This window comes from Legionella bononiensis (assembly GCF_016786215.1).
Lineage (GTDB): Bacteria > Pseudomonadota > Gammaproteobacteria > Legionellales > Legionellaceae > Legionella > Legionella bononiensis.
The window spans coordinates 135,985-149,075 of the sequence record NZ_JADOBG010000007.1; the positions used below are offsets into that span (position 1 = coordinate 135,985).

Sequence of the window (13,091 nt, forward strand, 5' to 3'; positions counted from 1 at the left end):
GATCTTACTAGAATTGCCTTCTCCATCAGGGAGAAGGTGCCGACAGGCGGATGAGGGGATCTAAAAACATGAACATTATAATTAAAATACTTAGCCAACTAACAATGGACAAAATGCATGAGGTTACTTGATAAAGCAAAAAGCAAGTAGGTTGGTTCGCAACTCATAGCCATCAGGCTAATAAATTTTTGTATTAAAAGTAGATACTATCTTTAAAATAAGCTTTTAATGAAAACTTAGCTTGCTTTTAAAGACAGTATCTACGATCTGGTATTTTTCTTCCATTATTTATCCTGTATAGAGGACAATGATAAGAACTCTTTTATTTTCAAGATCATTTATGTTAGTCTAATCACAAAAACCAGCCTTTAGTACTTTAGTATATTGAATATATTATAAAATCAATGGGTAAACTGTTATACCAGAGTTGCAAGGTAATTTTGAATAAATACTCAATTAGATTAATAAACATACTAAATACAGAAGGTCGGATTATGCTAAGGATGGCCTTATTATATGTATAACAACACAATCACTTTTCAACTTGCAACGCATTTTTTATCACGGATAGCGCTACGTTTAGAATTCTTATTTAAAACCATTAATCAAGCGTGCAATGAATCACATGAGGTAATTCATCGATTTGCTTTGAAAAATATCATCGAAATCATCGATATTGTTGAAAAACCTGAGTTAAAAAGCCGTTTTATCAAAGAACTGATTCGAATTGAGCATGTGTTAAAAAAACCCAACTTATTGAATAACATGATGCTGTTTGATGATTTAGCTACTCAGATTCATATTTTGAATCACGTACCTGGACGCTTTAGCAACCCAGCAGACGATGATGAGTTTCTTAAAACGTTAAGACAGATTCATCATCCGAATACCAAAGAATGTGAGTTTAATTCACCACATCTGGTTCTTTGGTTTGAATCGGATGCTTACCTTCGACAAAAAACAATTAGCCAATGGGTACATTCTTTAAAAGATTTAGAAGACACCGTGCGAATTTATTTATCGTTACTACGTGAAGCAACCCAATACATTCCTATAACCGCATATAATGGCTTTTATCAACATAATATATCTCCCAAATCCGTTAACCATTTAATTTTATTAAAAATGGATAAATCTATGAGAATTACGCCCAAACTGCAGTTAGGACATCACAGTTTAACCATTAGATTATATGAATTAACTACAGCACATGAAGTTAGAGATAAATCAGTGGACATGGAAATCGCCTTCTGCCAAATATAATAACTTCAATTTCTATCAGAGAACTAAGTATAAATGAAATTAATCACTTTAAATATTTGGGGCGGCCATCTAAGAAATCCTCTACTGAAATTTATTCATAATAATCGGGATACTGACATATTTTGTCTCCAGGAAGTCTATTTTAACGCACATCGTACTCTTACAGATAAAGAACGTGAAATCAGTCTTAATATATTTTCTGATTTACAAAGATTACTTCCCAATCATTATGCTATTTTTAAACCTGCAGTTGAAAATGTATATGGAATTGCAATATTGATTAAAAACACAATTGATATTATTAGTGAAGGTGAAATCAATATTCATCAAAAGCAACACTATCCGGGTATTGGATTAAATCATGATAGAAATTTGCAATGGATTGAATGTGAAATCAACAACAAGCTCTACTCAATAGTCAACGTCCATGGGTTATGGAATGGAAAAGGGAAAAAAGATACTCCTGAACGTTTAAATCAATCCCATCGTATTCGCCAATTTATGGATACCCTAAATACCCCTAAAATATTGTGTGGTGACTTTAATCTAAGACCCGATACAGAAAGTATTCATATCCTGGAACAAGGAATGAATAATTTAATTAAAACGTATAATATTCGCTCAACCAGAACCCGTTTTTATACTAAAGAAGAGAAATTTGCAGATTACATTCTAACATCACCTGAAATTATTATTAATCAATTCATTGTGATGGATGATGAAGTATCAGATCATGCTCCGCTGATGCTTGATTTTATATAAATAAATCAAATACCACAGTATCGATCATACAATAGATTCCGAAAGTTGAATCAGATTGATGATACCTATATTCGCTTGAGGAAAATCTTTAGGATCAAGATTATCTTTATGAACCCATTTCATATCCAATTGCCCCTCATTGCAGCAGGGATTACCAATATAATGAGTTACATGAAAAAGAATTAATTGAACCGTTTTATCTGAATATTGATGTTTAATCTCACCAAGATAACGGGAGTTTAGTACGGTTAAACCAACTTCTTCCTTAATTTCTCGGACTAAGGCCGTCTCAGGAGACTCATCTTGCTCCAGTTTACCGCCTGGAAATTCCCAACATCCTCCATGTGGAACATGGAATGGACGCTGGGTGATTAATATGCGTTGCTGTTCATCAGTAATTATTGCTACTGCAACTTTCACGCTAAACTGCCATGACATGCTTTATATTTTTTACCTGAACCACAAGGACAAGGATCATTTCTGCCAATTTTCTTTTCATGACGTCTGAACGTATGATCTGCATCTTCCTCGTCACCATTTGGATTCTCATGCTGCAGATTCATTTTACGAATCTGCTCTGCACGTCGCTGCTCTTCTACAGCATTGGCATCTTCTTCTGTTTGAATTTCGACAGATAAAAGCAACTTGATAACATCATACTTTAAATTATCCAGCATCATGGTGAAGAGACTGAAGGCTTCTTTTTTATATTCCTGTTTCGGATCTTTTTGTGCGTATCCACGCAAATGTATGCCCTGACGCAATTGATCCATTGAAGCTAAATGTTCACGCCAATGATTATCCAGGGTTTGCAATATGACTGATTTCTCAAATTGAGATATAACGGGTCTGCCAGTTTTACGTACCTTTTCATCATAATGTTCTATTGCCAAAGCAAGAATTTTATCTTTAATTTGCTCGGGCTGGATGCTGTGATCCGCGTCTATCCACTCGTGAACCGGTGCTTTTATTTTAAACTCATCCAAAAGAACATCAGCCAAGGCTTTAGGATCCCACTGATCTTCCAAACTTTGAGGAGGAATATAAGTGTCTACGAGACTGTTGATTACTTCATCCCTCATCATGGCGACAACTTCTTCTGTATCGGTCATCTCCATAATTGAAGCACGTTGAGTATAAATGACTTGTCGCTGATCGTTTGCAACATTATCATAATCCAGCAGTTGCTTTCTGACATCAAAATGATGTCCTTCCAGTTTACGTTGCGCATTTTCAATAGCTTTAGTTACCAAACTATGCTCAATAGGCTCACCTGGCTTCATTCCTAATCGACGCATCATGGATGCTACTCGTTCCGATGCAAAGATACGCATTAAATTGTCTTCAAGGGACAAATAAAATCGGCTACTTCCAGCATCACCCTGCCGACCAGCACGGCCTCTTAATTGATTGTCAATACGTCGAGACTCATGACGTTCTGAACCTATAATTCTTAAACCACCAGAAGCCAGAACTTCATCATGACGATTTTGCCATTCAATTTTTAATGCATTTTTATCTGCATCAGTTGCCGTATCAGGCAATTGAGCCAAATCAGCAGACAAGCTACCACCCAAAACGATATCCGTACCGCGTCCAGCCATATTGGTTGCTATGGTGACTGCTCCAGGACGACCCGCCTCAGCGATAATCTGTGCTTCCTTTTCATGAAACTTGGCATTCAATACCTGATGCTTAATATTGGCTTTCTTTAAAAGCTGGCTTAAATATTCTGATGCTTCAATGGACGCAGTTCCCACCAGAACAGGTTGCTTACGAGTACTGCATTCCCTGATGTCTTCAATAATTGCCTGATATTTATCTGATTGGTTTAAATAAACCAAATCAGCTTCATCCTTACGCATCATGGGTTTGTTGGTTGGTATTACAACCACTTCAAGATTATAAATTTGTTGGAACTCATAAGCTTCAGTATCGGCTGTTCCAGTCATACCGGATAATTTATTGTACATACGGAAAAAATTCTGGAATGTAATCGAGGCCAGAGTCTGATTTTCATTTTGTATTGACACACCTTCTTTTGCCTCTACAGCCTGATGCAAGCCTTCAGACCAACGTCTGCCAGGCATTGTACGGCCCGTATGCTCATCGACTATCACGACCTGATTGTCTTTTACTATATAATCAATATCACGATGAAACATTGCATGGGCCTTTAATGCAGCATTGACATGATGCATCAGCATAATATTACTGGCGTGATACAGACTTTCACCGGGATCCAGCAGATTTGCCTTGGTAAGTAGCTCTTCTATATGCAAATGACCTGCATCAGTTAGATGAGCCTGTTTCTGTTTTTCATCTATAGTATAATCACCCTGATCACCCTCTTCTTCCTGTTTCTTTAATTGAGGGATAAGCTTATTAATTTTAATATACAGTTCAGAGCTGTCTTCTGCTGCTCCAGAGATAATGAGTGGAGTTCGAGCCTCATCAATTAATATCGAATCGACTTCGTCGACAATAGCAAAATTCAATTCTCTCTGAACTTTATCTGCAAGGCTAAACGCCATGTTATCGCGCAAATAATCAAAACCGTATTCATTGTTAGTACCATAAACAATATCTGCTTTATATGCAGCCTGTTTATTCGTATGCGACATATCAGGATAAATAACGCCCACAGTCAAACCTAAAAACTCAAATATGGGTTTCATCCATTGACTGTCACGCTTAGCAAGATAATCGTTGACTGTAACTACGTGCACTCCACGACCGCTGATGGCATTCAAATAGGCAGGCAAGGTTGCAACCAAAGTTTTACCTTCCCCAGTACGCATTTCTGCAATATTACCTTCATGCAGTACCATTCCACCGATAAGCTGTACATCAAAATGACGAAGTCCTAAAGTTCGAACAGACACCTCTCTAACCGTAGCGAAGGCTTCAGCAAGTAATTCGTCCAGGCTTTCCCCTTCATTATATCGAGCCTTAAACTGTTGCGTCTTGGCTGCTAACTCCGCATCAGTTAATGCCTGCATTTGTGACTCAAATGCATTAACGGCCAATACTGCCTTTTCCATACGCCGTAATGTACGTTCATTTCGGCTTCCAAACATTTTCTTAATCAACGTATTCAGCATGGCCTGGATAATCCTCTGGATGTTCTAAATAACAAACTCATTAATGTACTAGAAAACCGGATAAAATGCCACGAATACATGAGATTTGAATGATTAATTGCAGAATGACTTGAATTTAATGAACATAAAGCCGATGAACAATAATTTATACGTCCAGTGGTCTCAAATAGCACTAGCGATAAGGATTGAATCAGCAATTACTACCTAGTGCATGAATCGGATACTGAATATCGAAATGAAACAATACAGTGACTCGATTATTCAAAGCCAACATAACATACAAGCTTCATGTGTATAGAATCAGTCAGCTGGGTTTAAAGATAAAATATACAGCACCTAGCAAACAAAAACCTGCCCAAAGATAATTCAATGTAATTTTTTGATCCATATAAAGCATGGCAAAAGGGACAAAAACTGATAAGGAAATGACCTCTTGCATCAATTTAAGCTGAGACAGATTAAAATTAGCTTCAGTATATCCAATTCTGTTAGCCGGTATTTGTAACAAATATTCAAAAAAAGCGATTGACCAGCTGATCATTACAACCCACATAATGGGTTTGTTAGTAAATGATTTCAGATGTCCATACCAGGCAAAAGTCATAAAGGTATTCGAAAAAATCAATAACACGATAGTGAGTAATGAACTATTCATAATGCCTCATAGTCCCTTATAAGTTCCAAATCAAGTAAGTAGTCTATTAACTCCGCAAACAGATCAGTATTTTTAGATTGCAAAACCTGCATTAATTTTTTTTTCCATTGACTTGCTCCGGGCAATCCATGAGCTAAATTAAAAATAGGTTTAACTAATAAACTTAATGGAACACCTTTACTTCGTTCAACAGATAGATAATCCAGATAGTGAATCAATAATTGGCTACGTTTTAATGGCAAGGAATCTGGATATAAAGCATGATGTATTTCGGCTATACGATAAGGATTATCACAAGCAAGACGACCTAGCATCACACCATCAACATGATGTAAATGATCGCTGATTTCCATTGCCGACATAATATTCCCATTAATGACTACCGGAATATGTGGAATTTCCCGTTTTAATCGATAAACATACTCATAATTGACGGGTGGAATAGTTCTATTTTGTTTTGGATTTAATCCATTCAGCCAGGCTTTACGAGCGTGAACGATTAATTTATCACTCCCAGCTTCAACTAAACCATGAGCAAAATCACTAAAAAAAGCATAGCTGTCCTGATTGTCTATGCCTATCCTGGTTTTCGCTGTAACTGGAATGGTAACTGCCTTTTTTATTGCACGAATACACTCAGCAACCTGAACGGGTTCGTTCATTAAACAGGCACCAAAACGCCCTGCCTGAACTTTATCACTAGGGCAACCAAGATTCAGGTTTATTTCATCATACCCCTTCTGCTCAGCAACTGCGGCACATGCAGCAAGAGCATGCTTGTCAGAACCACCCAGTTGAAGGGCTATTGGATGTTCCATTGCAGAAAAAAACAAAGCTCTTTCGGGATTATTCACCACTGCGCCAGTTGTCTGCATCTCGGTATATAACAGCGCATGAGGAGCCAGTAAACGCATCAATACTCGAAAATGGGTATAGGTCCAATCTATCATGGGAGCAATAGATAATTTAGAGTGCAAGGTCAATCACCATAAAATTAAAGTTAGTGAGAAAAACATTAGAATTATATCTCAATACATAACATCTGAGCAAAAATTAAACTCAAATAATGTTATTCCTGGTTAATAATATTCATGGCTTGAATTAATAATTGCAATCGGGATCTTCCCATAAAAAAATTAATATCCAGTTTATAAGCTGCGTGTACGTATTTGACACGATGATTAGGCCAGGATTTCAAATCGACATTAAAAGCAATTGCATCCACCTGAACCCCGTCTTTTGAAACCGCGAGCGTCATTTTTAAATGATTTTTGCCAACAAGGCGCTGATCCAGAATTTCAAACACATTATCAAAAACAGGCTCGGCAAACTGTTGCCCCCATGGCCCTGCCTGTTGAATTAACTGGGCTGTTTCCAAATTAAATTCTTCTGGTTGTAATGGTCCATCAGTTAACAACACACCTTCACATTGAGACAAGTCCAGATGCTTGTTCACTTCAGTTACTAGCGCCTCACGAAATGCGTCGAGGCACTCAGGTCTGATACTAAGACCGGCGGCCATGGCATGCCCACCAAATTTGGTTATCAAACCGGGATGATCTTTATCGACAGCTGCCAGCACATCCCTGATATTTAAATCAGGCACTGATCGAGCAGAACCTTTCAATTCAGCGTCACTTACTGAGGCAAAGGCTATTACTGGACGATGATATCGCTCTTTCATACGCCCGGCTAAAATACCAATGACTCCCTGATGCCAGGTTTTATCAAAAAGGCACAATGCAATTGGCAAATGATTATCCTTATCAGGATTAATAGACAATTTATCTAAAGCAAGCATTGCCTGCTCTTTCATTTCAGTCTCTATGTGCTTGCGTTCCTGATTCAATTCATCCAATTGTCTGCAAAAGTTTTTCGCCTGATCAGGATCGGGTGTAATTAAACACTCGATACCTAAAGCCATATCATCCAGTCTACCGGCTGCATTCAATCGTGGTGCTATGGCAAAACCCAAATCCGATTCCCTTAGCCTTGAACACTCTCTTCCTGAAATCTCAATTAAAGCCTTGATACCTTCCCTGCATAGTCCCTGACGTATTCTGGCCATGCCCTGGTTAACCATGATTCGATTATTTTGATCCAGCCCAACCACATCAGCTACAGTTCCCAAGGCGACTAAATCCAGAAAACAGGCCATATTAGGTTCTTGAATATTCGCTTCAGTAAACCAATTCGCGTTTTTTAAATGGCGTCTCAAAGCGAGCATGACATAAAATATTACCCCAACTCCCGCAATTGATTTGCTGGGAAATGCACATCCTTCCTGATTAGGATTTACTATGGCAAAAGCATTGGGTACTGATTCAGCAGGAAGATGGTGATCAGTAATTAATACATCAATACCCAGATTATTTGCCCGTTCCACTCCATCAAAACTAGCAATCCCGTTATCCACGGTAATAATCAGGTGGGGTTTCCATTTATTTGCCACATCAACTATAGCGGGTGTTAAGCCATAACCAAATTCAAACCGATTGGGAACCAGATATTCGACGTATTGAGCCCCCATAGCCTTTAATGCTGTAATTGCCAAAGCTGTAGATGTCGCGCCATCCGCGTCAAAATCACCGATGATAAGTATTCGCTGTTGTTCTCTAAGGGCTTGTTCCAGACGCGTACATGCCTCATTGATACCTTTTAGTGTGTTAAAAGGAAGCAGCGTTTGTAATTGTTTGTCCAGTTGAGATTCATCACTAATACCTCGACTCGCATAGATACGTTTTAATACATCCGGAACATCAGGTAGATTTAAGGTATGCGTAGGTATAAGGCGCTGTTTAATGAGCATGAGTCAGACTTCTCCAGATTCGAGTAAACCAATTGTAATTTTTATGGACATATGCGGAATTAAGCCAATACCAATGTGCTGGAATTTTATTCAGTTCCTGTTGATGCAGAGAGTCAAGTAGTTCAATATCATTAAGAAGAATAACCTTAAAATCCCGAAGTCGTATTGATGGGCTGTATGGAGTAACATTATTTGAACAGGCTTGGGCCATAGGTAGGAATGTTTCATCAGCACAAACTGGTATAGATTTTTTGGCGGATAGAGTACCTCCGTGCCAAGCCCAGACACCATTCAATAAAGTTGAGTTAGGTTTTGAGGCAAAGAACATTTGGCATTCTGTAAAAAATTTTTGCCAATACATTGTGGAGTCCAGTCGCTCTAATTCAGGCATTAAAGAATGACTGAACAGGCAATAAACAGGCTTTGCATTTAAAGGAGGTTTATCTGCTGTATTCAGCAACCAGGTATTCGCATCATGATAATACAGAGTCAGACCATCAGCATGGAGATAATCGGATAGCAATTTAAACCAGGAGAGTGACTCCTGTTCACTCAACTGCAAGTCACTTCCCGCTGCAATGATCATGGCATCATTATGAGATGCCTGCCAATGAATTGGACTCAGAACCACCCAGTTTCCTTCAAGATGATGCGTTTTTCGAAGGAGATCAGCCAAAGGTAAATTTAGCGGATCATACCCAAGACTGGCCAAGAAATTAAGTGATGCCTGTTGCATGGACGTTAAGGGTTTAACGTCCATGGGAACTGAAGTACAGTCTGCGTTAATAATGATATCCATATTTATACAGCCTTAAGTAAACCATCTCGCTTGAATAACGCTTTCAGATTCCGTAAAGCCTGGCGGGTTCTATCTTTATTTTCTATTAATCCAAATCGTACAAAACCATCGCCCTGTTGACCAAAACCTATTCCTGGCGATACAGCAACATGGGCTTCTTTTAATAAATATTTACTGAATTCTAACGATCCCATAGACAGATAATGAAGGGGAATAGGCGCCCAAACGAACATTGTTGCCTTGGGTCTGGTTACATCCCATCCGATTTCATTGAGACCATCACAAAGCAGGTTCCTGCGTTGCTCGTATCGGTCCCTGATTTCTTTAACACAATCATCCGAGCCTTCCAACGCCGTAATCGCCGCAACTTGTATTGGCGTAAACGTACCGTAATCCAGGTACGATTTAATTCGAGTCAAAGCGGCAACCAGCTCCTCATTTCCGCAAGCAAACCCAACACGCCAACCTGGCATATTGTATGATTTGGACAGTGAATAGGTTTCAATAGCTATGTCTATAGCTCCAGGGACTTGCAGGATTGATGGTGCTTTATAACCATCAAATACAATATCCGCATAAGCCAGATCGTGAATAATCCATATATTATTTCGTTTAGCCAGATCAACCACTCGTTCAAAAAATGAATACTCAACACAATGAGTACTTGGATTGGCTGGAAAATTAATTACCAGGGCCTTTGGTTTTGGCCAGCTTTGATTAATTGCATCTTCAACCGCTTCAAGAAACTGCGTTTCATCAATTAAAGGAATTTGTTTGACATTGGCACCAGCAATAATAAATCCATAAGTATGAATAGGATAAGCAGGATCAGGTACTAATACAGTATCGCCGGGACCACTGATTGCCAAGGCCAAATGGGCTAACCCTTCTTTTGAGCCTATAGTGGCAAGAATTTGTGTTTCACTGTTTAAATGAACATCATAATTTCGAAGATACCATTGCGCCATAGCGCGTCTTAAACGGGGTATCCCCTTAGACATGGAGTACCTATGGGTATCGGGTCGTTGTGCAGCTTCAATCAGTTTGTTTACTATATGAGGCGGAGTTGGCTGATCAGGATTCCCCATGCCAAAATCGATAATGTCCTCTCCACGCGCTCGCGCCTCTGTTTTTAATTGATTCAAAGTATTAAACACATAAGGGGGCAAACGTTTGATACGTGGAAATTGACTCATAATTTAAACCTCTGTGATATACTGTAGACACTATAACCTAATGAAATTTCTAAAACCATGAATATCAATCTAGAAGCAGCAGAACAACATGCTATTCAGGCATACGGAGATAATACGATTCAGATCAATTCCATCATTTATGAAAATAGTTTAATTGTTTCACGAGAAGAAATCATTACTGATATTACAATAAAAAACATTCAGGAAATTAACGCACAATATTTAAATATTTTGACTAAATTCAGCCCTGAAATTATCATTATCGGCCATGAAAATACGGGTAAATTTCCTCCTCTTTCAATAATTAGCGAATTATCACGGCTTGGAATTGGTATCGAAGCGATGTCAATAGGCGCAGCATGTCGGACGTACAATGTTTTATTGAGTGAATATCGAAAGGTAGTCGCTGGGTTTATTTTTAAATGAGTACCCCATACTCTTAATGACTCAACTCTGAATCATAACAATACTATGATCTCATTAGCTTATCTCAGTAAATCATCCTTAATCCAGAATTAGAGCAAGTGAACTGTCACCCAGATTGAATATTGAATTGACATCCACCCACAACATGATTTAAAATTGCGCAATTTTTCCAATCCGTCCTCAATAAGTGTGTACTGCAAGGATTTAATAAGGTAACAACGGATGATTACCGCATTTATTGTACTATATCTATGGAGTACAAATGGCTGACACTAATCCTACCCAAAACTCGGTACAATTCGATCCGATGGATCAGAAGTTAATTATCCTAAGAATGCTTGAAGACGCTAAAAGTTCTTCTACTCCTGAAATTCAAATATTAATTGCAGCTACCCAACATCAGTTGCAAGAAGATAAAATCACTACCATGAGCGAAATAGTTAAATTGACTAATCGGTTAATAGCTCAAATAGAGAATCAGGATAAAGCTGCGCCTACACTCGATTTTTTGAGAAAAAATGGCTTATACCGCATGATGTATCGCTACCCTAAGACATTGGGTCAACAACTACCAGATAATAATATACTTAATACCCTTCTTCGTAGTGGCTTTATTGGTGTTGGTGTTTCAGCTGTATTGATTGCAGCCTTCGTTACCGTCATGTTGATTGGCGCCCCTCTTTGGGTTGTCGCAATTTCCAGCGGATTATTTGTCGGTTCATCAGTGTATTTGAGCGGCCTTCTGTATGGTGTGGTCAATGATATTTTTGCTACTCATGCCAACTTACCTTATTTTCTTTTAGGTCATCAACCGCAACAGAAGAGTTTACTCCAGACTAATGATAAGTTTGCCCAGGGTATTGCGTGGGGGGTTGCAGCAACTTTTGGCCCTGTAGTTATTGCAAGCGTCTTATTTACTGTTGCAGCAACTATAACCGCGATTTTTGTTCCATTGGCGACATTTGTGATGCCAGTGTTTATGATAGCCATACCTTTAATCGCGGTTTGGGCTGATTTTTATGCGCGCAGTAACACAAATGAGCGCCACTGTGCTGGTTCTAACTTGTATCAAAAGGAAGGATTGGACTTTATGTCACCAACACCCAAAGAGAGAGGCGCATGGTGGGCAAACAGTGATCGGAATCTGTTTGGTTTCACTAAAGTTCCATTAATTGGTCTGGGAGCTCTTGCCACTGTAGTGACTCTTAGTGGTGTAAGTATGTTCCTTCCAGCAGTTCTTTTTGCATCACCACTAATCGCAGTGCTTGTACCAGCTGCTTGCGCAGGCGCTGCCGTCATTGCTCTGACAGCTTGTGGTTTGTACATGCATGCCAATCGTAATAGCCACATAGATGACCGATATAATTTGGAATTTGATCGGGACGAGGTGATCTATGATTTATATTTGGATGAAGATTTAGATTATGCTCACGAGTTGTTAAAGAGAAAAGATAACTTTACTAAAGTGGCAAAAAAACCTGATTTATCTGAGCAACAGCAAGAAGCTGATCGAAATAATTTCAGTATCATATTTCCTTTTAGAAATAATACCGATTCAATACCCGAAGTACCAGTAGATCAGCCAACAATTCAATATAAATAACCATCATCCCTAGTGAAAACGAGGGCTCTCCTGAATGGGGCAGAAAAGCGAGTACAACGCCACTTTAATGGAGATCCTTCATTTCATTCAGGATGACGCCTTAGAGTTTGGTAAAATACCATCATCCCCAGTGAAAACGAGGGATCTCCTGAATGTGGCAGAAAAACAAGTACAACAGCACTTTAATGGAGATCCTTCCTTTCATTCAGGATGACGCTTTAGAGTTTGGTAAAACTACCGTCATCCCGAGTGAAAGGAGGGATCTCCTGAATGGGGCAGGAAAACGAGTACAACAGCACTTTAATGGAGATCCTTCCTTTCATTCAGGATAACGCTTTAGAGTTTGGTAAAACTACCGTCATCCCAAGTGAAAGGAGGGATCTCCTGAATGTGGCAGGAAAACGAGTACAACACCACTTTAATGGAGATCCTTCCTTTCATTCAGGATGACGCCTTAGAGTTTGGTAAAACTAC

General features: G+C 38.8%; 12 protein-coding genes. 5 read left to right on the plus strand and 7 right to left on the minus strand.

The features are described from left to right. Positions 1-516 precede the first annotated feature (516 nt). Together zapD and IZU94_RS04895 are read left to right on the plus strand one after the other, a co-directional pair. A complete protein-coding gene (gene zapD, locus IZU94_RS04890) occupies positions 517-1,263 on the plus strand; it encodes a cell division protein ZapD (protein WP_203108580.1) in 747 nt (248 codons plus the stop codon). A gap of 33 nt (positions 1,264-1,296) precedes the next feature. Then, positions 1,297-2,025 (plus strand): endonuclease/exonuclease/phosphatase family protein, encoded by a 729-nt coding sequence (locus IZU94_RS04895; RefSeq protein WP_203108582.1) that lies wholly within the window; start codon positions 1,297-1,299, stop codon positions 2,023-2,025. A gap of 24 nt (positions 2,026-2,049) precedes the next feature. On the opposite strand, the gene mutT is transcribed toward IZU94_RS04895, so the two are convergent. From mutT to alaC, 7 genes are all read right to left on the minus strand, one after another. Then, positions 2,050-2,445: an 8-oxo-dGTP diphosphatase MutT gene (gene mutT, locus IZU94_RS04900; RefSeq protein ID WP_203108584.1), complete on the minus strand. Its 396-nt coding sequence runs from the start codon at positions 2,443-2,445 to the stop codon at positions 2,050-2,052. Beyond that, positions 2,442-5,129 (minus strand): preprotein translocase subunit SecA, encoded by a 2,688-nt coding sequence (gene secA, locus IZU94_RS04905; RefSeq protein WP_203108586.1) that lies wholly within the window; start codon positions 5,127-5,129, stop codon positions 2,442-2,444. Before secA ends, mutT begins: the two co-directional genes overlap by 4 nt. Positions 5,130-5,433: 304 nt before the next feature. Beyond that, positions 5,434-5,784 carry a DMT family protein gene (locus IZU94_RS04910; protein ID WP_203108588.1) on the minus strand — a complete coding sequence of 117 codons (351 nt, stop codon included), beginning with the start codon at positions 5,782-5,784 and terminating at the stop codon, positions 5,434-5,436. After that, positions 5,781-6,734 carry a tRNA dihydrouridine(20/20a) synthase DusA gene (gene dusA, locus IZU94_RS04915; protein WP_203108609.1) on the minus strand — a complete coding sequence of 318 codons (954 nt, stop codon included), beginning with the start codon at positions 6,732-6,734 and terminating at the stop codon, positions 5,781-5,783. Before dusA ends, IZU94_RS04910 begins: the two co-directional genes overlap by 4 nt. A 119-nt stretch (positions 6,735-6,853) precedes the next feature. After that, a complete protein-coding gene (recJ, locus tag IZU94_RS04920; RefSeq protein WP_203108590.1) occupies positions 6,854-8,593 on the minus strand; it encodes a single-stranded-DNA-specific exonuclease RecJ in 1,740 nt (579 codons plus the stop codon). Beyond that, on the minus strand, positions 8,583-9,392 hold the full coding sequence (locus tag IZU94_RS04925) for a hypothetical protein (protein WP_203108592.1): 810 nt from the start codon (positions 9,390-9,392) through the stop codon (positions 8,583-8,585). Before IZU94_RS04925 ends, recJ begins: the two co-directional genes overlap by 11 nt. Before the next feature lie 2 nt (positions 9,393-9,394). After that, positions 9,395-10,588 carry an alanine transaminase gene (alaC, locus tag IZU94_RS04930; protein WP_203108593.1) on the minus strand — a complete coding sequence of 398 codons (1,194 nt, stop codon included), beginning with the start codon at positions 10,586-10,588 and terminating at the stop codon, positions 9,395-9,397. Positions 10,589-10,645: 57 nt separating this feature from the next. Between alaC and IZU94_RS04935 the strand changes: the two genes are divergently transcribed. The 3 genes from IZU94_RS04935 (at position 10,646) to IZU94_RS04945 (ending at position 12,949) form a co-directional block, all read left to right on the plus strand. Continuing rightward, entirely contained in the window at positions 10,646-11,014 is a 369-nt protein-coding gene (locus tag IZU94_RS04935) for an Mth938-like domain-containing protein (RefSeq protein WP_203108595.1), read from the plus strand. Positions 11,015-11,276: 262 nt separating this feature from the next. Then, the gene (locus IZU94_RS04940) at positions 11,277-12,617 is read left to right on the plus strand and encodes a hypothetical protein (RefSeq protein ID WP_203108597.1); all 1,341 of its coding nucleotides are present in this window, start codon (positions 11,277-11,279) and stop codon (positions 12,615-12,617) included. Positions 12,618-12,769: 152 nt separating this feature from the next. Continuing rightward, complete coding sequence (locus IZU94_RS04945; protein WP_203108599.1) at positions 12,770-12,949, plus strand: hypothetical protein; 180 nt, start codon at positions 12,770-12,772, stop codon at positions 12,947-12,949. Positions 12,950-13,091 lie beyond the last annotated feature (142 nt).